14 protein-coding genes and 1 tRNA gene are annotated in these 20,134 nt (G+C 67.7%); 11 read left to right on the forward strand and 4 right to left on the reverse strand.

Annotated features, from left to right (window positions below):
- Nucleotides 1–14 precede the first annotated feature (14 nt).
- The 6 genes from BKK80_RS06235 (at nt 15) to BKK80_RS06260 (ending at nt 6,053) form a co-directional block, all read left to right on the forward strand.
- Nucleotides 15–1,454, forward strand: a complete 1,440-nt coding sequence (locus BKK80_RS06235) for a replication-associated recombination protein A (RefSeq protein WP_157128386.1) — start codon at nt 15–17, stop codon at nt 1,452–1,454.
- A 104-nt stretch (nt 1,455–1,558) separates the two neighbouring features.
- A complete protein-coding gene (gene serS, locus BKK80_RS06240; RefSeq protein WP_071011606.1) occupies nt 1,559–2,872 on the forward strand; it encodes a serine--tRNA ligase in 1,314 nt (437 codons plus the stop codon).
- Nucleotides 2,873–2,960: 88 nt separating this feature from the next.
- A tRNA-Ser gene (locus tag BKK80_RS06245) sits at nt 2,961–3,050 on the forward strand.
- A 558-nt stretch (nt 3,051–3,608) separates the two neighbouring features.
- Complete coding sequence (locus BKK80_RS06250; RefSeq protein WP_071068748.1) at nt 3,609–4,781, forward strand: glutathionylspermidine synthase family protein; 1,173 nt, start codon at nt 3,609–3,611, stop codon at nt 4,779–4,781.
- 5 nt (nt 4,782–4,786) lie between these two features.
- Nucleotides 4,787–5,551 carry a hypothetical protein gene (locus BKK80_RS06255; RefSeq protein ID WP_071068749.1) on the forward strand — a complete coding sequence of 255 codons (765 nt, stop codon included), beginning with the start codon at nt 4,787–4,789 and terminating at the stop codon, nt 5,549–5,551.
- 103 nt (nt 5,552–5,654) lie between these two features.
- A complete protein-coding gene (locus BKK80_RS06260; protein ID WP_084084507.1) occupies nt 5,655–6,053 on the forward strand; it encodes a DUF350 domain-containing protein in 399 nt (132 codons plus the stop codon).
- Between the two features lie 43 nt (nt 6,054–6,096).
- Here the strand turns inward: BKK80_RS06260 and paeA are convergent, their stop codons facing one another.
- Together paeA and BKK80_RS06270 are read right to left on the reverse strand one after the other, a co-directional pair.
- On the reverse strand, nt 6,097–7,398 hold the full coding sequence (paeA, locus tag BKK80_RS06265) for a polyamine export protein PaeA (RefSeq protein WP_071037311.1): 1,302 nt from the start codon (nt 7,396–7,398) through the stop codon (nt 6,097–6,099).
- Between the two features lie 55 nt (nt 7,399–7,453).
- On the reverse strand, nt 7,454–8,419 hold the full coding sequence (locus BKK80_RS06270) for a LysR family transcriptional regulator (protein WP_071011611.1): 966 nt from the start codon (nt 8,417–8,419) through the stop codon (nt 7,454–7,456).
- 267 nt (nt 8,420–8,686) lie between these two features.
- Here BKK80_RS06270 and BKK80_RS06275 point away from each other — a divergent pair, with 267 nt between their 5' ends.
- The 3 genes from BKK80_RS06275 (at nt 8,687) to BKK80_RS06285 (ending at nt 11,376) form a co-directional block, all read left to right on the forward strand.
- Nucleotides 8,687–9,613: a glutamate/aspartate ABC transporter substrate-binding protein gene (locus BKK80_RS06275; protein ID WP_418235883.1), complete on the forward strand. Its 927-nt coding sequence runs from the start codon at nt 8,687–8,689 to the stop codon at nt 9,611–9,613.
- Between the two features lie 220 nt (nt 9,614–9,833).
- Nucleotides 9,834–10,640 (forward strand): transporter substrate-binding domain-containing protein, encoded by an 807-nt coding sequence (locus tag BKK80_RS06280; protein WP_071037310.1) that lies wholly within the window; start codon nt 9,834–9,836, stop codon nt 10,638–10,640.
- A gap of 76 nt (nt 10,641–10,716) precedes the next feature.
- Nucleotides 10,717–11,376, forward strand: a complete 660-nt coding sequence (locus tag BKK80_RS06285) for an amino acid ABC transporter permease (protein WP_071011615.1) — start codon at nt 10,717–10,719, stop codon at nt 11,374–11,376.
- A gap of 108 nt (nt 11,377–11,484) precedes the next feature.
- Here the strand turns inward: BKK80_RS06285 and cphA (BKK80_RS06290) are convergent, their stop codons facing one another.
- Nucleotides 11,485–14,061 carry a cyanophycin synthetase gene (cphA, locus tag BKK80_RS06290; RefSeq protein WP_071011616.1) on the reverse strand — a complete coding sequence of 859 codons (2,577 nt, stop codon included), beginning with the start codon at nt 14,059–14,061 and terminating at the stop codon, nt 11,485–11,487.
- 31 nt (nt 14,062–14,092) lie between these two features.
- Nucleotides 14,093–16,735: a cyanophycin synthetase gene (gene cphA / locus BKK80_RS06295; RefSeq protein WP_071037309.1), complete on the reverse strand. Its 2,643-nt coding sequence runs from the start codon at nt 16,733–16,735 to the stop codon at nt 14,093–14,095.
- 252 nt (nt 16,736–16,987) lie between these two features.
- Between cphA (BKK80_RS06295) and BKK80_RS06300 the strand changes: the two genes are divergently transcribed.
- Together BKK80_RS06300 and BKK80_RS06305 are read left to right on the forward strand one after the other, a co-directional pair.
- On the forward strand, nt 16,988–19,294 hold the full coding sequence (locus tag BKK80_RS06300) for a cyanophycin metabolism-associated ABC transporter (protein ID WP_071068750.1): 2,307 nt from the start codon (nt 16,988–16,990) through the stop codon (nt 19,292–19,294).
- A 21-nt stretch (nt 19,295–19,315) separates the two neighbouring features.
- Nucleotides 19,316–19,786 (forward strand): cyanophycin metabolism-associated DUF1854 family protein, encoded by a 471-nt coding sequence (locus BKK80_RS06305; protein WP_071011621.1) that lies wholly within the window; start codon nt 19,316–19,318, stop codon nt 19,784–19,786.
- The last annotated feature ends 348 nt before the right edge of the window (nt 19,787–20,134 follow it).

Genomic DNA, 20,134 nt, shown 5'->3' on the forward strand with positions numbered 1-20,134 from the left:
CCCGATACCGAGGCATGACAACCGTGGCGGATACGCTGTTCTCCGAAACCCCTGACCGTTCCAACCAGCCGCTCGCGGAGCGGCTGCGCCCGCGCAACATCGATGAAGTCATCGGCCAGCAGCACCTGCTCGGGCCGGGCAAGCCGCTGCGCGTGGCCTTTGCTTCCGGCGAGCCGCACTCGATGATCCTGTGGGGGCCGCCCGGTGTGGGCAAGACCACGCTGGCAAGGCTGATGGCCGACGCCTTCGACGCCGAGTTCATCGCCTTGTCGGCAGTGCTGTCGGGCGTCAAGGACATCCGCGAGGCGGTCGAGCGCGCCGAGCAATACCGCGCCCACGGCCGCCGCACCCTGGTCTTCGTCGACGAGGTGCACCGCTTCAACAAGAGCCAGCAGGATGCCTTCCTGCCGCACGTGGAAAGCGGTCTGTTCACCTTTATCGGCGCCACCACCGAGAACCCGTCCTTCGAGGTCAACGGCGCATTACTGTCGCGCGCGGCGGTCTACGTGCTCAAGAGCCTGGACGACGCCGAGCTGGCGCAGCTCGCGGGCCGTGCGAGCGCGGAGCTGGGCGGGCTGCGCTGGGACGACGAGGCGCTCAAGCTGATCGTGGCGTCGGCCGACGGCGACGGCCGCAAGCTGCTCAACAATATCGAGATCGTCGCGCGCGCGGCGCGCAGCGCCGGCCAGCAGGCCATCGACACCGCGCTGCTGGGCAGTGCCCTGTCGGAGAACCTGCGTCGCTTCGACAAGGGCGGCGATGCCTTCTACGACCAGATCAGCGCCCTGCACAAGTCCGTGCGTGGCTCCGATCCCGACGGCGCGCTGTACTGGTTCTGCCGCATGCTGGATGGCGGCGCCGATCCGCGCTACCTGGCCCGGCGCATCGTGCGCATGGCGTGGGAAGACATCGGGCTGGCCGACCCGCGCGCCGCCCGCATCACCCTGGATGCTGCCGAGACCTATGAGCGGCTGGGCTCGCCGGAGGGGGAGCTGGCGCTGGCGCAAGCGCTGGTCTACCTGGCCGTGGCGCCCAAGTCCAATGCCGGCTACAACGCCTACAACGCGGCGCGCGCCTTCGTCGCCAAGGACAAGTCGCGCCCGGTGCCCGTGCATCTGCGCAATGCGCCCACCAAGCTGATGAAGGAACTGGGCTACGGCCACGCCTACCGCTACGCGCACGACGAGCCCGAGGCCTACGCCGCCGGCGAGCACTATTTCCCGGACGACCTGCGCCCGCAGGGCTGGTACCAGCCGACGCCACGCGGCCTGGAGGGCAAGATCGGCGACAAGCTGCGCCACCTGCGCGAGCTCGACGCCGACTGGCACCGGCGCCAGAAGGCTGCGAAGGCTGAAAATGCAGCCAAAGCCGCCGCGGCCGAGCGCGCCGCGCGCGGGGCCTCAGGCGCTGCCGCCGATCCCGCCGCCGGCCCGGCGGAGCCGGGCGACCGATAAGCGGCGTCCCGTTCTCGCTGTTCCCGGCGGACGGGCGTCGCCGCTGCAGTAAAATAGCGGGTCCGCCGGCATGTCGCCGGCTCCGCACTTCCCCGATCCTCGACATGCTCGACATCCAGCTGTTCCGCAAAGACATCGACGCCGTGGCCCAGCGCCTCGCCACGCGCGGCTTCCAACTCGACGTGGCCGCCTTCCAGGCCCTCGAGACCGAACGCAAGCAACTGCAGACCCAGACCGAGGAACTGCAGGCGCGCCGCAACAGCCTCTCCAAGCAGATCGGCATGCTCAAGGGCAAGGGCGAGGACACCTCCGCGGTGATGGCCGAGGTCGGTGGCATCGGCGACACGCTCAAGGCCTCGGCCGCGCGGCTGGACGAGATCCAGGCCCAGTTGTCTGATCTGATGCTGACGATCCCGAACCTGCCCCACGAGAGCGTGCCGGTCGGCGCCGACGAGAGCGGCAATGTGGAAGTGCGCCGCGTCGGCACGCCGCGCAGCTTCGACTTCGAGATCAAGGACCACGTCGACGTGGGCGCGCGCCTCGGCCTGGACTTCGATACCGCGGCCAAGGTCACCGGCGCACGCTTCGCGATGCTGCGCGGCGGCGTGGCGCGCCTGCACCGTGCGCTGGCGCAGTTCATGATCGACACCCATGCGACGGAGCATGGTTATACCGAGACCTACGTACCCTACATCGTCAATGCCGCCTCGATGCGCGGTACCGGGCAGTTGCCGAAGTTCGAGGAAGACCTGTTCAAGGTGCCGCGCAAGGTCGGCGGCGAGGCCGAGGATGGTGGCGAGCGCATCGAGAACTTCTACCTGATCCCGACCGCCGAGGTGCCGCTGACCAATATCGTGCGCGACGCCATCGTCGCGGCCGACAAGCTGCCGCTGCGCTTCGTCGCCCATTCGCCGTGCTTCCGCTCGGAGGCGGGCTCCTACGGCAAGGACACGCGCGGCATGATCCGCCAGCACCAGTTCGACAAGGTCGAGATGGTGCAGGTGGTGCCGGCCGAGCAGTCCTTCGCGGCGCTGGAGGAAATGACCGGCCACGCCGAGGCCATCCTGAAGAAGCTGGAACTGCCGTTCCGCACCATCGTGCTGTGCACCGGCGACATGGGCTTCGGCAGCACCAAGACCTATGACCTCGAAGTGTGGATCCCCGCGCAGAACACCTATCGCGAGATCAGCTCCTGCTCGAACATGGGCGACTTCCAGGCGCGCCGCATGCAGGCACGCACGCGCAATGCGCAGGGCAAGCCCGAGCTGCTGCACACGCTGAACGGTTCCGGGCTGGCAGTCGGCCGCACGCTGGTGGCCATCCTGGAGAACTACCAGAACGCCGACGGTTCGGTGACCGTGCCGACCGCGCTGCGCGCCTACATGGGCGGCATCGAACGGCTCGAACCCGAGGCGTAAAACTTTTTTGCGGAAGGGGCTTGCAGCGGGGGCGAGGCTATCGCTATAATCTTGTTCTTCGCTGATTGCCACCGGCGAACAAGTTCCAGGAGAGGTGGCAGAGTGGTCGATTGTACCTGACTCGAAATCAGGCGTACGTGCAAGCGTACCGAGGGTTCGAATCCCTCCCTCTCCGCCAAATAGAAAAAGCCTGTCGATTTTTCGACAGGCTTTTTTTCTTCATGCAACGTCTCAGTCGTCGTCTCGGTCCAGTGCTCCGTTGTGGGCGCGCCCGCCGAGGCTGTCTGCGCACCCCCTCGCCAACTCCCGCCACGGAATCCTCGACATTCGCCTGACTGTTCGCGCGCGTTTCAGTTCCGGGGGACGATGTTCCGGCCCCGCGCCAGCTCGAACGTTGAAGCGAGGCCTTCTCCGGTGCCATGAGCGCACGGAAACAGGGGAAGGGCACCTTCGCGCATCCTGCCCGAGCGCTCTACTTCGATGGTGCTGTGTACTGTCCGGGGGAGCTTGCTCTACCGCTGACTTTGCGAACCGGCGCGCGCGAAATTCAGCTTCGGCTGATGGAAGCCTGGAGGGGAGGCGGTGTCCAATTGGGGCTTTCCAGTTCACAGGGGCAAGTCTTGGGGGTGCTTGGAAGCAGCAGCAGGACTTGCCGGCCTGCCTCGCTCAGCGGTGCGAGGGTTTCGTCAATGCCGGCCGGGGACCGCGTGGGCAAGGCCAGAGAGGGCCGCCGATCATGATGCGCGTTGCGCAGCTTCCCCGTGACAATTGGCCGCGCGAGCTCGAACGGATCGGCTTTCACTTCCATTCGCTCGATGAGCACAACGTCTGCCGCGCGGTGGACGGCGATGCGTTCTTCTATTGGCGAGAGGATGCGGCCTATGCCTTCGACTCCGAGGAGGTCGAGCGTCTCTATGCCGCCGCGCTGGATCTTAACCAGCGCTGCCTGGAGGCCGTCCAGCATGTGATCGATCATGACCTGTTCGCGCGCCTGGCGATTCCCGCGCACGTCGCGCCGCTGATCCGCGCCTCGTGGGAGCGCGACGATCCGACCTTGTTCGGACGCTTCGACATGACGCTGGATGCCGATGGCGTGCCCAAGATGTATGAGTTCAATGCGGACACGCCGACTTCCCTGATCGAGTCGAGCATCGCGCAGTGGTACTGGAAGGCGGCGGTACAGCCGCAGGCCGATCAGTTCAACAGCCTGCACGAGGCGCTGGTGGCGCGCTGGCAATGGCTGCGCAAGCACTATCGCAACGCCTCCCTGCTGCATTTCGCCTGCATGTTCGACAGCCAGGAAGACATCGGCAATGTGGAGTACCTGATGGATACTGCATTGCAGGCCGGCTGGTCGGTCAAGCTGGTCGACATGCAGGACATCGGTAGCGATGGACGCGGCGGCTTCTATGATGCCGACGCGGTGCCGATACAGGTGGCATTCAAGCTGTACCCGTGGGAGTGGATGGTCACGTCGGATTATCGCGATCTGCTCCTGCACAGCCCGGTGCGCTGGATCGAGCCTTGTTGGAAAACCGTGCTTTCCAACAAGGCTCTCCTGCCCATCCTGTGGGAGTTGTTTCCCGGGCATCCGAACTTGCTCGAGGCCTCGTTCGAAGAGAGCCGCTTCGCCGGCCGGCCGCATGCCAAGAAGCCATTCCTGTCGCGCGAAGGGGAGGGCGTGAGCCTGGTGACGCCGCATGGCTGCATCGACAATCCTGGCGAGTATGGCGCGGAGGGCTTCGTCTACCAGGCCTACGCGCCAGCGCGGCAGTTCGATGGCCGCTTTACCACCCTCGGTGTCTGGATCGTCGACGATGAGCCCTGCGGCCTGTGCGTGCGGGAGGAGGCCGGTCCCATCATCAAGAACACCAGCTTCTTCGTGCCACACTATTTCTTGCGAGGCTAGGGACGATGACGAGGAAGAGCGGCCAGCGGCAGCCGTCGAAGTACGGCAGTCCTCACCAACCCAGGCCGAGCGGTTCGTTGAAAGGCACCGGCCGCCCACTGTATTCCTCCGATCTCTCGACGGTGCCCGCATTGAGCACGCTTCGCTCCCAAGCGGTGCCTGTGCTGTGGATCGTTGGCGTATTCACCGTGGTTGCCAGTGTGGTGGGTTCCTGCAGCGACGAGGCGGATGACGACCCCGGCGTCACCGTGCGGCGGGCAAGCTACGCGTCGCTGGCGGATTGTGAGGCGGACTGGTCGATGCAGGGTGACTGCGAGAATGTGCCCATCGACAGCCCGGGCGCAATCTTCCATGCCCAGCAGGCTACGGCTGGCGGCGGTACCCCCGCGTTTCGCGAGGCGCCCAGCCCACATGCCGGCTCACTAGGCTACTCCACTCCCCTGGCACGCTGGTATGGCCCTTACTACACGGCAAGCGGGACCGTGTACCACGCGAACGGCACCCAGACACGGCACGATATGTCCGGCGCGTCCGGGCGTTGGCTGCTCGAATATGACGGCAACGGCTCGATCTCACGCAAGACGTGGGTCGAGGGTGCCCCGCGCAGCGCCATGATCGAGGAGGCCACCGTACGCCGCAGCGCGCTGGGTCGAGGAAGGTCCATGGGCCTGTCGATGCCTATGACCGCAGCCACGCAGGGGCCGGTCATCTCGCGCGGCGGCTTTACCAGTCGCTTTGGGGGATCCTCCGGCCGCTCCGGTGGTGGCTGAGGCTTGCCGACCGACGTACATGGCTGCTCCGGCCTTCGCTGCCCGGTCTCCAAGTCTGGTCGCCCCCGCCGAACCGAACAGTTGCAACCACCTGTCGCTTCCCATGCCCAGCCTCCTGTCTCCGGCGCTTGCCTACCTGATCTACATCCTTTCCAGCTTCGGCCTGCTGGGCCTGTTCCTGCTGGTCTACACGCGCGTGACGCCGCATCGCGAGTTTGCGCTCATCCGCGCGGGCAACGTAGCCGCCGCGCTATCGCTCGGCGGCGCGGTGCTGGGCTTCTCGCTGACGCTGTCGTCCAGCATCCAGCACAACGCCTCGTTCCGCCTGTTCCTGCTGTGGGCGCTGGCGGCATTCGTGGTGCAGGTGCTGACCTACCTGGCCGTAGCCGCCGCCTTGCGCAATGTCAGCGCGGCCATTGCCGCCGACAACCGCGGCATGGGGCTGTTGATGGGCATGATTTCGCTGGCTGCGGGTGTGGTGAATGCGGCCTGCCTGAGCTGACCGTCCGGCCACCGCATCCCGTGTCACGGGCGGGAGGCTGGCCTCAAGTGGAGGTGCGCTCGGCCAGCGGCAGCCGCGACACCAGCAACTGGTCGATCTTGTGGTGGTCGATGTCCACCACCTCCAGCCGGTATCCTGCCACTTCGATGGACTCGGATTTCTTGGGAATGCGCTTGAGCGTGTAGATCACCAGCCCGCCCGCGGTGTCGACGTAGTCTTCGCCCGGCAGTGTTTCCACTTCCAGCGCCTTTTTCAGGTCGACCAGCGGCGTCAGGCCGTCGACCAGCCAGGAGTTGTCGTCGCGCCGCACGATCTGCTCGTCCTCGTTGGAGTAGAGGATGTCGCCCATCAGGGCGCCGACGATGTCATCGAGCGTGACCACGCCGACCACCAGCCCGTATTCGTTCATCACCACGGCGAAGCCCTGGTGCATCTCGCGGAAGCGCGTGAGCGCTTCCGACAGGGTCAGGGTGTCGGGGATCACGAGCACGTTCTTGTCGTGATGCTTGCCGATATTGCCCAGCGGCATGGCCTGGTCGGACAGCAGCCGCTGCATGATGTCCTTGGTGTCGATGTAGCCGAGCAGGTCGTCCAGGTCGCGGCCGCACACCGGATACTGCGCGTGCGGCTCGCTGACCAGCTTGCGCCGCACGCTGTCGGTCGACTCGTCCAGTTGCAGGTAAACGACCTCGTCGCGCGGCGTCATGATGGCCGTCACGCTCTTGGAGTCGAGCTCGAACACGTTCTCGATCAGGTGGATCTCGTGCTTGTGCAGCACGCCCGCCTCGGCGCCGGCATCGACCATGGCGGCGATATCCTCGGAGGTGATCTGGTCGACCGGCTTGGTGGGCAGCCCGAACAGCCGCAGCGCGGCGTCGGCGGCCGCGTTGAACACGTAGACCAGCGGACGCAGCACCTTGAGCAGCATCAGCATGGGCTCGATCACCGCCAGTGCACACGTCTCGGGGAAGGTCATGGCGATACGCTTGGGGATCAGGTCGGCGAACTGGATGAACAGCAGCGTCACGATCAGGAAGGAGCCGATATTGGCGCTGCGCTGCGCCATGTCCTGCGCCATATAGGGCGAGAGCGCGGCGAAGACCAGGTCGGACACGTGCTTTTCGCCCAGGATGCCGGCCAGGATGGCCACGCTGTTGACGCCGATCTGCACGATGGTGAAGAAGTTGCCGGGCTCTTCCTTGAGCAGCATGACCTTGGTCGCGCGGCGGTCGCCGCGTTCGGACAGCGTCTGCAGCTTGGTGCGGCGCGAGGCCGTCAACGCGATCTCGGAGATCGAGAAGAAGGCGCTGGCCAGCACGAGGAGGAGCAGGATCAGGGCGAACATGGAGAGGGGCGCCGTATTGGCTCGTGTCGATGATGGTGCACGCCTCGCGTGGCTGTCAATTCTCGGCGCCGGCGGCCGCCGGCTCGAACACCACGGCCGGTGCCTCCAGCCGCTGCGGCAACGCTTGCGCGGTGGCTTGCGCCACCAGGGCGAACTGGGCGCGCATGTCGTCGACCAGGCTGGAGGTGGCACGGTGGCGCGCGCGCAGCGCGTGGATCTCGAAGGGCAGGGCAGGTTCGATCTGGTGCAGTGCAATACGGGCCGGATCGGCGTCGAGCGCGGTGAACTGGTCGAGCAGGGTCAGGCCGAGCCCGGCTTCGACCATGGCCAGCGCCAGCGAGTAGGTCTGTACTTCCAGCGTGGAGCGCGGTTCCAGCCCGTTGCGCGCCAGCGTCTGGCGTACCAGCAGCCCGAGCGAGCTGTTGTCGTCGTAGGCGATGAAAGGCCGCTCGGCGAGCCGCTGCATGGACACGCTGCCGCGCCGCCCGCCGGCGGGCAGCGGCAGGCCGCGCGGCACCGCCAGCAGCATGCGTCCCGATGCCACCGCTGCCGCCGCGAGCGCTTCATGGCGTGGCGGCGAGAAGGCGAAGCCCAGGTCGATCTGGTTGGACAGCAGGCCCTGCACGATCTCGCCGGTATGGTGGGTGAGTACCTGGACCTGGGTGTCGGGGTGGCGCGCGCAGAAGCGCTGCAGCGCCGGCACCAGCAGGGGGCCGGCCAGGCTGGGCGTCGCCGCCACGCGCAGCCGCCCGGCGCCGCTGTGGCGCAGGCTTTCCGAGACGCGCCGCACCCGTTCGATCTCGCCATATAGCCGTTCGACATCGCCGTACAGGGCAGCGGCCTCGGGTGTGGCCTGGAGCCTCCCCTTGACGCGCTCGAACAGGCGGAAGCCGAGCGAAGCCTCGGCGTGCTGCAGCACGCGTGTCACGACTGGCTGGGACACGTGCAGCAGGCGCGCCGCCTCGCTGGCGGTGCCGGTCAGCATGACGGCACGGAAGACTTCGATCTGTCGCAGGCGCATGGTCGGAGGGCGCAAAGGCAGGGGATACGTCGGGACGGGCCAGGGTATAGCCTTCGGACATATTCTGGCACGTATTCGCATTGGGCAAGCCGCACGCGCTCCGCTACGCTGCGCGGATCGCATGACAGGCAGGGCCGTGCCGGGTTCCGGGGCCGGCGTGGCGGCAGGCGGCGGGGTGCCCGGCCGCCGCGCGCCCCGGCGCGCCCGGCATGGCCCTGGCCTGGCATCGTGCGATCCGGATCGTCCCCCCACCAGGAGAGCCTCACCATGATGCTGAACGTACGCCCGATGCGAACCTCCTCCCGCCGGCGCGCCGCGGCCGCCGCGGCCCTGTTCGCGCTGGCATCCGCGGCCGCCGGCGCCGCCGAGGGCGATAGCGACACGCTGCGCAAGATCAAGGACAGCGGCGTGATCACGCTGGGCTACCGCGAGTCTTCCATCCCCTTCTCCTACACCAACGGCAAGGACGTGATGGGTTACTCGCACGAGATCATGCTGCACATCGTCGACAAGGTGAAGGCGCAGCTGAGCCTGCCAGCGCTCCAGGTGAAGCTGATGCCGATCACCTCGCAGAACCGCATCCCGCTGATGATGAACGGCACCATCGACCTGGAGTGCGGCACCACGACCAACAACCTGGAGCGGCAGAAGCAGGTCGCCTTCAGCAACAGCCTGTTCGTCTATGGCCTGCGCATGCTGACGCGCAAGGACTCCGGCATCAAGGACTTCCCCGACCTCGCCGGCCGCAATGTGGTGACCACCGCCGGCACCACCGACGAGCGCCTGCTGGTGAAGATGAACGGCGAGAAGGCCATGAACATGAACCTGATCAGCACCAAGGACCACGGCCAGTCCTTCCTGATCCTGGAAAGCGGGCGCGCCGTCGCTTTCGTGATGGACGAGCCCTTGCTCTACGGCGAACTGACCAAGGCCAAGAACCGCGACGACTGGGTGGTGGTCGGCACGCCGCTGCAGACGGAGAACTATGCCTGCATGCTGCGCAAGGACGATCCGGCCTTCAAGAAGCTGGCCGACGGCGTGATCGCCGACCTGATGACCAGCGGCCGTGCCGAGCTGCTCTACAAGAAGTGGTTCCAGTCGCCGATCCCGCCGCGCGGCCTCAACCTGAACTACCCGCTGTCGGCCGATATGAAGTCGCTCTACGCCCAGCCCAACGACAAGGCTTTCCAGTAGCGCCGCCGCGGCCGCGCCGGGCGGTGCTTGCGCGGCCCGCCGGCTCGCCTGCTGCGGCGTCCGGGTCGCATCCTGCGCGGGCACGTCCTAGAATGGATGCGACCACGCCTGCGCTGGCGCGGCGCCGCATGCATCACTGCGGTGCCGCCCGTTGCGGACGCGGCGCGGCCGGCCTGCCTCGGGCCGAGCCGGACCGATTGCCAGAACGATGGGAGGAGCCATGCGAACGCTTCGAAGGGGCTGGGCCGCTTTCCTGCTCGCGATGACGGCCTCGGTGGCCGGCTTGTTCTGCACGCCGGCCGGGGCGGCCGACCTGCTCGATGCGGTCCGGCAGGCCGGCGCGCTGAAAGTCGGGCTGGAAGGGACCTACCCGCCTTTCAATTTCCGCGGCCCGGATAACCAGCTCGACGGCTTCGACGTCGACGTGGCGAAGGCTGTGGCGGCCAGGCTGGGGGTCAAGGCGGAATTCGTCACCACCGAATGGAGCGGCATCATCGCCGGCCTGCAGGCGGGCAAGTTCGACGTGATCGTCAACCAGGTCGCGATCACGCCGCAGCGGCGCGAGGTGCTCGATTTCTCCACCCCCTACGCCTATTCGGCGGCGCAGCTGATCCAGCGCCAGGACGACAAGCGTGCCTTCCGTTCGCTGGCCGACCTGAAGGGGTTCAAGCTGGGCGTCAGCCTGGGCAGCAACTACAACGAGATGGCCAAGTCGGTGCCGGGCATCGACCTCAAGACCTATCCCGGCGCGCCCGAGTACCTGCGCGACCTGGCCGCGCAGCGCATCGATGCCGCGCTCAACGACCGCTTGATGGTGGGCTACCTGGTCAAGACCGCCAAGCTGCCGTTGCGGCCCGGTGCCGTGCTGCCGGGTGCCAATGCCGAAGTGGCCATTCCGTTCCGCAAGGGCAATCCCGCCTTCGCCAAAGCCATCGACCAGGCGCTGGAGGACCTGCGCCGGGACGGCAGCCTGGCCCGCCTGTCGACCAAGTGGTTCGACGTCGACGTGACACGCCCGGCCCGTTAGCGGCGCCGGCCAACTCACCGGCCCATGCGGGCGTGCCGGCCGGCGCGCCCCTGCGGCCGGCTTTCGCGCTGCCGCCATGCCTGCTCTGAAGCTGGTGCTGGATTCACTGCCCGTGCTGTTGCAGGGCATGCTGCTGACGGTGAAATTCGCCGTGTGGTCGATGGGCTTCGGCCTGCTGGTGGGCCTGCTGGTGGCGCTGATGGGCATCAGCGGCCAGCGCCTGGCGGTGGCCCTGGCGCGCGGCTACGTCAGCATCATGCGCGGCACGCCGCTGCTGGTGCAGATCTTCGTCGTCTACTACGGCCTGCCGGGCATCGGCATCGCGCTGGAACCGACCCCGGCCGGCGTGCTGACGCTGAGCCTGAACGTCGGCGCCTACCTGTCGGAAAGCATGCGCGGTGCCATTGTCGGCGTGGCGCGCGGCCAATGGCTGGCGGCCTACAGCCTCGGCTTCACGCCGCTGCAGGCGCTGCGCTACGTGATCGGCCCGCAGGCCCTGCGGCTGGCGGTGCCGAGCCTGTCCAACAGCCTGATCAGCCTGATCAAGGACACGTCGCTGGTGTCGGTCATCACGGTGACCGAACTGCTGCGCACGGCGCAGGAAGTGATCGCCGCCACCTACCAGCCGCTGCCGCTCTACCTGGCAGTGGCCGCCATCTACTGGGTGCTCAGCACGCTGCTGGCCGGGCTGCAGCACATGCTCGAGCGCCGGCTTGCGCTGCCGGGGCGGCATTGAGGCACTGCGCGGTGTTGCGGCGCAGTGGTACGGCGTGAAAAGGGGAGGCGCCAATGAAAAAGGCCGGCCCGCAGAGGGCCGGCCTGTGCCGGTCGCCGAGGCTCGAGCCTAGACCCGGGCTTCGCCGATACGCTTGGCGATGTGGTCGAGCGCTTCTTCCACCTGGTCGACCAGGATCAGGCACAGGTCGCCCGGCTGCAGGCGTGCCAGGCCGGTGTCGATCGCCACGAACTCGCCGCGGATCTCTTCCACGTGGCTGGCGCGCTGGGCGCCTTCCAGGCCTTCGCGCAGCAGGGCCAGCACTTCGCCATCCTCGCGGCCGCGCTGGCACTGGTCCTGGTAGAGGATGACGTCGTCGAACACGCCGCCGAGGATCTGCGTCTGGCGGCGGATGTCTTCGTCGCGGCGGTCGCCGGCGCCGCTGATCACCACCACGCGGCGCTTGCCGGGCATGCTCTGCACCGCGGTGCTGAGCGCCTGGATGGCATCCGGGTTGTGGCCATAGTCGGCGATCAGCGTGGCACCCTTGTAGTCGAACACATTGAAGCGTCCGGGGGCCGTCTGCGCGTCGCTGTCGAAGTGCATCAGGCCCTGGCGCACCACGTTCCAGTCGACGCCGAGCGCCCACGCCGCGGCGACCGAAGCCATCGCGTTCTCGACCTGGAAGCCGATACTGCCGCCACGCGTGAGCGGCATGTCGGAGAAGGCGATGCGGACTTCCTTGTCCCCTTCGGCCGCCACGATCTCCTGTCCGTCGACGAAGACCACGCGCTTGCCCTGGGCGCGGTGGGTGGCCATCGCGGGTTCCTGCGGATCGCGTGCGAAGAAGGTGACGCTGCCCGGGCAGGCGTCGGCCATGCGCGCGACCATCGGGTCGGCGGCATTGAGCACGGCCATGCCGTGCGGCGCCACGTTCTGCACGATCACGCTCTTGAGCACGGCGAGGTCTTCCACCGTGCTGATATAGGACAGGCCCAGGTGATCGCCTTCGCCCACATTGGTCACCACCGCGACGTCGCAGCGGTCGAAGGCCAGGCCTTCACGCAGCAGGCCGCCGCGCGCGGTCTCGAACACGGCCGCGTCGACGTCCGGGTGCAGCAGCACGCTGCGCGCGCTGCGCGGGCCGCTGCAGTCGCCGGTGTCGATGCGCTCGCCCTGGATGTAGACGCCATCGGTGCCGGTCATGCCCATGCGCAGGCCGCTGGTGGCCAGGATATGGGTGATCAGGCGCACCGTGGTGGTCTTGCCGTTGGTGCCGGACACCGCCACCACCGGGATGCGGCCATCGTCGCCGTCGGTGAACATGGTCGAGACGATGGCCTCGCCGACCGCGCGGCCCTTGCCGTACGAAGGCTGCAGGTGCATGCGCAGTCCCGGCGCGGCATTGACTTCGACGATGCCGCCGGCCTGCTCCTCGAAGGGTTTCAGCACGGTCTCGCAGACCGCGTCGACGCCGCAGATATCGAGGCCCACCATCTGCGCGGCGGCCACTGCGCGTGCGGCGATGTCCGGGTGCACGTCGTCCGTCACGTCGGTGGCGCTGCCGCCGGTCGACAGGTTGGCATTGTTGCGCAGGACCACGCGTGTGCCCTTGGCGGGTACCGAGTCGGCGCTCAGGTTCTGCTTGGCCAGGGTGGCCAGCGCGATGTCGTCGAAGCGGATCTTGGTCAGCGAGGTGGCGTGGCCCTCGCCGCGGCGCGGGTCGCGGTTCACTTCCTCGACCAGCTGGCGCACGGTGTGCACGCCATCGCCGGTGACCTGGGGCGGGTCGCGCCGCGCCGCCGCCACCAGGTGCTTGCCGACCACCAGCAGGCGGAAGTCATGGCCCGGGATATAGCGCTCGACGATCACGTCGGAGCTGATGTCCTCGGCCACCTTGTAGGCCGCCAGCACTTCCTCGCGGGTGCGGATGCGCACCGCCACGCCCTTGCCCTGGTTGCCATCGCGCGGCTTCACCACCACCGGCGCGTTGATCTCCTGGGCGGCAGCCCAGGCCTCTTCGGCGCTGCGTACCGAGCGGCCCAGCGGCACCGGCACGCCGGCGGCGTGCAGCAGGCGCTTGGTCAGGTCCTTGTCCTGCGCGATCGATTCGGCCACCGCGCTGGTCATGTCGGTCTCGGCGGCCTGGATGCGGCGCTGCTTGCTGCCCCAGCCGAACTGCACCATGCTGCCCTGGGTCAGGCGCCGGTAGGGGATGCCGCGTGCCACCGCCGCATAGACGATGGAGCCGGTGCTGGGGCCCAGGCGCACGTCCTCGTCGAGCTCGCGCAGGCGGTGCAGGGCGTCGTCCAGGTCGAACGGGGTGTCGTCGCGGGCCGCCTTGCACAGGGCCTCGGCCAAGTCGAAGGCCAGGCGGCCGACTTCTTCTTCGCTGTACTGCACCACCACCTGGTAGGTGCCCGGCTCGACCGTGGGCGCGGTGCGGCTGAAGGTGACCGGGCAGCCGGCCGCGGCCTGCAGGCGCAGCGCGGCGACTTCCAGCACGTGCGCCAGCGAGACGATGCCTTCCTCGTCGTCGGGCCGCAGCGGGCCGATGTCCGGGAAACGCGCGCGCAGCCGGTCTTCGAAGCCCGGCAGGTCGGTCAGCATGTGCGATTGGTCGGAGCAGGCCACGATCGCCTCGATCGCGGTATGGCGGCACCACAGGTTGGGGCCGCGCAGGGCCCGGATACGTGAGACTTCCATGAAATCGGTTTCCTCTTGGCAGCGCGTGCGCTCAGGCGCGGCGGGCCGCCTGGCCCATCCATTGGTGGACGTGGTCCACGGTGGCGGCGGTGCTGGCCTCGTCGCACTGCAGGACCAGCAGGTCGCCCGGCACCAGTTGCGCCAGCGCGGCTTCGATGGCCTCGCGGCGCATCCCCTCGTCGATGATCTTGGTGACGCGGCGGCCTTCGTACAGGCCCTGCTTGAGCAGGGCGCGGGCCTCGCTGTCGGGCTGCGCGCCGGCTACGCTGCGGTCCTCGCACAGGAATACGCGGTCGAAGGCGGCGCCGAGCACCTTGCCCTGCTTGACCAGGTCCTGCTCACGGCGCGGCGCGCCGGCGCCGTAGACCACCATGCGGCGCTCGGCCGGGAAGCGGTCGAGCGCGGCGACCAGCGCTTCCAGCGCGGGCGCATTGTGCGCGTCGTCGATCACCACGGTGGTGCCGTTGCGCTCGAACAGGGTGAAGCGGCCCGGCACGTCGACCTGGCCGACGTCGAAGGTCACCACGCCGGCGCGGATCAGGTCGTGCGAGATGCCCAGCGCCCAACCGGTGGCCACGGCCGCCAGCACGTTCTCGATCTGGAACGAGACGCGGCCGGCGTAGGTCAGCGGGATGGCCGAGACATCGGCCAGCGGCGCCTCCGCGGCGCCGGTGGCGAGCACCACCTTGCCGTCGCGCACGAACACCGAGCGCTTGCCGGCGGCACGGTGGGCAGCCAGGGCGGGCAGGTCGGGCGAGAGGCCGAAGAAGATCACCTCGCCGTCGCACAACTCGGCCATTTCCACCACCATCGGGTCGCGCGCGTTGAGCACGGCGGCGCCCTCGGGCAGCACCACGTCGATCTGGGTGCGCAGTACGTTGTACATGCGGTCCGGCTCTTCGATGTAGTACTGGCCCAGGTGGTCGGGCTCGTCGATGTTGGTGACCACGCCGACCTGGCAGCGGTCGTAGGCCAGGCCTTCGGAGAGGATGGTGCCGCTGTCGTTCTCGAACACCGCGGCCTCGACGGCGCGGTTCATCAGGATGCGGTGCGCGGCGTCCCAGTTGGCGCGGTCGCCGCCTTCCACCTGGCGGCGGTCGAGGAACAGACCGTCGCTGCAGGCCAGGCCGGTGTGCTTGCCGGCCAGTTGCAGCAGCCGCGCCACCAGCTTGGCGACGATGGTCTTGCCGTTGGTGCCGGTGATGCCGACCAGCGGGATGCGGCCGTTGTCGCCGCCGGGCTGGCCGGCGCCCTTGAACAGGTGCTCGACGATGGCGCGGCCGACCGGGCGCGGCTGGCCGTCGGCCGGCTTGATGTGCATCAGCAGGCCGGGGCCGGCATTGACTTCGACCACCGCGCCGCCTTGTTCGGCCAGGGGGCGGCTGATGTCGGTCGCGACCAGGTCGACGCCGGCGATGTCCAGGCCGACGATGCGGGCGGCCAGCGAGGCGTGGCGCGCCACGCTGGGGTGGACGCGGTCGGTCACGTCGAAGGCGACGTTGCCGTTGCGCTGGACCAGCACGGTCTTGCCTTCCGGTGGCACCGAGCTGCCTTCCAGGCCCTGGCGCTTGAGCTCCAGGCGGGCTGCGGAGTCGAGCCGCACGCGGTTCAGCGGGTGGTCCTCGGTGCTGCCGCGGCGCGGGTCGGAATTGATCTGCAGTTCGATCAGTTCCTCCACGGTGGACTTGCCGTCGCCGACCACGCTGGCGGTCTCGCCCATGGCCGCCGCGACCAGGCGGCCGCCGACCACCAGCAGGCGGTGCTCGTTGCCGGGCACGAAACGCTCGACAATGACCCCGTTGCCTTCGTCGATGGCGACCGCGTAGGCGGTCTGCACCTCTTCCTGCGTGGTCAGGTTGGTGAACACGCCGCGCCCGTGGTTGCCGTCGTAGGGCTTGACCACCACCGGCACGCCGATGTCCTGGGCGGCTTTCCAGGCGTCGTCCGCATCGTCGACCATGCGGCCTTCGGGCACCGGCACGCCACAGGATTCGAGCAGGCTCTTGGTCAGGTCCTTGTCGCGCGAGATGCTTTCGCCGATGGCGCTGGTACGGTCGGTCTCCGCCGTCCAGATGCGGCGCTGGCGCGCGCCGTAGCCGAGCTGCACCAGGTTGCCGTCCGACAGGCGTACGGACGGGATGTCGAAATCGTCCGCCGCATCGACGATGCAGGCCGTGCTCGGGCCCAGGCAGTGCTCGTCGACCAGGCTGCGCAGGTGTTCGACCGCTGCCCCGACGTCGTAGGGGCGGTCCTCGATCGCCGCCATCACGAGGTCGCGGGCGGCCTGGAGCGCGGCGCGCGTCACTTCCTCGTGCCAGGCGCGCACAATGACCTTGTACACCCCGCGTACCGGGGTCTCCCGTGCCTTGCCGAAGCCACCGGGCATGCCCGCGAGGTTCTGCAACTCGAGCGTGACGTGTTCGAGGATGTGTCCGGGCCAGGTGCCTTCCTTCAGGCGCTGCAGGAAGCCGCCGCGCTCGCCGATGCTGCAGCGGTGCTCGACCAGCGACGGCAGCCAGCTGGAGAGTCGTTCGTAGAAGCCCGGAATCGTGTTGGAGGGGTAGTCCTCCAGTTCCCCGATATCGACCCACGCCTCCAGCACGGGCCGATATGTCCACATATTCGGGCCGCGCAGCGACATGACATCGACGATCTCAATGTCCTTCTTTTTCATTGATTTAGCTTGAGGCAGTGCTTGAGGCAGTGGGCGAGCGCCCGAGAATTTGAGGCGTAACCTTTCAATAACGTTACGGCGTGTCGCGGGTTGACCAAGGGAGAGAAAAAGTGTTTGTGCTATGCATCAAAAAACGCTGATGCGCGTGCCTTATGTATACTTGCGGGCGAAATTGCGGACCGCTAGTACGATTCCGCGCTAAATTGTTTCAAGTTATATCCGCATCCGGCGGAAATAACACGCCGCATCCACATGACCCAGCCAGCCTTGCCCGACCCGCAACAACCTGCCGACGATCCCTGGCGCGCCGAACTCGGCGCTTCCCTGCTGCCTGGCGAGGTGCTTGCAGCCGGGGTGGTGCTCGACCTGGATGCGAGGCTGCATTTTACTAAAGGGTGGGCGGTTGTGACGGATCGTCGTTTGCTGGCGCGCGCGCCGGGGCAGACGGCGGTCCAGGCCTGGCGCATCGAACCCGGCATGCGGCTGGTGCACAGCGACCATGCCGGCGTGGGGATGCTGGAGTTGCAGCAGGGCCAGGCGCGCCTGGCCAGCTGGCGCTATACGCTGGGATACAACCCGGCCGCCCTGCGCCTGGTCGACCAGTTCGACGCGGTGCTGGACGCTCCGGGCGGCGCCGCGGCCGGGGAGGAGGGCGAGGAAGAAGGCGAGGCCTGTCCTTCCTGCAGGGCGCCGCTGCCGCCCGGGGCGGAATCCTGCCCGCAGTGCAGCCGCGAGCTGGAGGCGCCGCCCTCCACCTGGGCACTGCTGCGGCTGTGGCGCTTCGCCCGGCCGTACCGCTTCGAACTGCTGACCGGCTTCGTGCTGACACTGTTGTCCACCGGCGCCACCCTGGTACCGCCTTACCTGACCATGCCGTTGATGGACAAGGTGCTGATTCCCTACCAGAACGGCCAGCCGATCGACTACGGCCTGGTGCGGCTGTACCTGGGCGGCCTGCTCGGTGCCGCGCTGGTGGCATGGAGCCTGGGCTGGGCGCGGACCTACCTGCTGGCGCGCGTGTCCGAGCGTATCGGCGCCGATCTGCGCACCACCACCTATGAACACCTGCTGCGCCTGTCGCTCGAGTACTTCGGCGGCAAGCGCACCGGCGACCTGATGGCACGTATCGGCTCGGAAAGCGACCGCATCTGCGTCTTTCTTTCGCTGCATCTGCTGGACTTTGCCACCGACGTGCTGATGATCGTGATGACGGCGGTCATCCTGATCTCGATCAATCCCTGGCTGGCGCTGGTGACGCTGGTGCCGCTGCCCTTCATCGCCTGGATGATCCACCTGGTGCGCGACCGCCTGCGCCACGGTTTCGAGAAGATCGACCGCATCTGGTCGGAGATCACCAACGTACTCGCCGACACCATTCCGGGCATTCGCGTGGTCAAGGCCTTCGCGCAGGAGAAACGCGAGGTGGAGCGCTTCCGCGAGGCCAACAAGCACAACCTGGCAATCAATGACCGCGTCAACGCGGTGTGGTCGCTGTTCACGCCGACCGTCACCTTGCTGACCGAGGTGGGCCTGCTGGTGGTGTGGATCTTCGGTATCTGGCAGGTGTCGCAGAACGCCATCACGGTGGGGGTGCTGGTGGCCTTCCTCACCTACATCAGCCGCTTCTACACGCGCCTGGATTCGATGAGCCGCATCGTCTCGGTGACGCAGAAGGCGGCCGCCGGCGCCAAGCGCATCTTCGACATCCTCGACCATGTGTCGAGCGTGCCCGAGCCGGCGCGCCCGACCCACCTGGAGCAGGTCAGGGGCGCCATCGAACTGCGCGACCTGGGTTTCCGCTACGGTAATCGCGCGGTGATCCGCGGCCTCGACCTGTCGATCGCCCCCGGCGAGATGATCGGGCTGGTCGGTCACAGCGGTTCCGGCAAGAGCACGCTGGTCAACCTGATCTGCCGCTTCTACGACGTTTCGGAGGGCGGGATCCGTGTCGATGGCATCGACATCCGCTCGCTGCCGGTGTCGGAGTACCGCCGCAATATCGGCCTGGTGCTGCAGGAGCCCTTCCTGTTCTTCGGCACGATCGCCGACAACATCGCCTACGGCAAGCCCGGCGCCACGCGCGAGGAGATCATCGCCGCCGCCCGCGCGGCCCACGCCCATGAGTTCATTCTGCGCCTGCCGCACGGCTACGACTCGCTGGTCGGCGAGCGCGGCCAGGCGCTGTCGGGCGGCGAGCGCCAGCGTATCTCGATCGCCCGGGCCCTGTTGATCGACCCACGCATCCTGATCCTCGACGAAGCCACTTCGTCGGTCGATACCGCGACCGAGAAAGAAATCCAGAAGGCCCTGGACAACCTCGTGCAGGGGCGCACCACGATCGCTATCGCGCACCGCTTGTCGACGCTGCGCAAGGCAGACCGGCTGGTGGTGATGGATCGCGGCCAGGTTGTCGAAGTGGGCAACCATGACGAGTTGATGGCGCGTGAAGGCGCCTATTACAAGCTGTACCAGGCGCAGGCGCGCAATGTCGATGTCGAGGATGCATCCCCGGCCGACGAAGCAAGCGCTGGCGCCGCTGAACCGCTGAGCGCGCAATAGCAACAGGAAAGGAAGAGAGCGATGGTAAGCACCGGATTCACGCTCGTGCGCAACCAGCTGGGCCGCCTGGTCATGACGCTGGCCGACGGCACTGTCCACGAAGGTGTGGTGCCCGTGCGGGCATTCCCGATTTCCGCGCCGGACGACGGTGTCGGCGTGATGAGTACCGATGGCCGCGAACTGGCTTGGATTCCACGGCTGGACGCCCTGCCGGCCAATGAGCGGGCGCTGCTGGCGGAAGAACTGGCCAGCCGCGAGTTCATGCCGGAGATCCGCCGCATCGTCTCGGTATCGACGTTCGCCACGCCGAGCGAATGGACGGTGCAGACCGATCGTGGTGCAACCACGCTGACACTGCGCGGCGAAGAAGACATCCGCCGGCTGTCCGGTGCCACGCTGATGATCTCCGACAGCCATGGTATCCACTATCTGATCCGCGACCTGTCCGGACTCGATCGCGGCAGCCGCAAGATCCTCGACCGCTTCCTCTAATGCCGTGCGGGCGGCGCTTGCCGCCGCCGCGTCCGGTCCATCGCTCCGGCGCGCCGATGTGCTGTGTGCACCGCCCATTTGCTACCGCCTGCTCGCACTGTCCGCTTGCGCGGCTGCCGGCGCGTCCCCCGCTTCCGGCCCGTGGCGCGGAAACATACGCCGACGCACTATCAGCGCCTAAACTGGTTGAGGCGAAGCGCAGTACGCGGAACGCGGCGGCGGGCGGATTCCCGGGAAATGGGCAAGGGCAAGCGACGCCCAGGCGCACATTCCAATGCCGGCGCCTGCCCTGGCGGCGGAAGTTGCCGCGTGCCGGGCTGTCTAGGCAGCACCAACCATTTGATGCAA

The sequence above is a fragment of the Cupriavidus malaysiensis genome, assembly GCF_001854325.1.
GTDB lineage: Bacteria > Pseudomonadota > Gammaproteobacteria > Burkholderiales > Burkholderiaceae > Cupriavidus > Cupriavidus malaysiensis.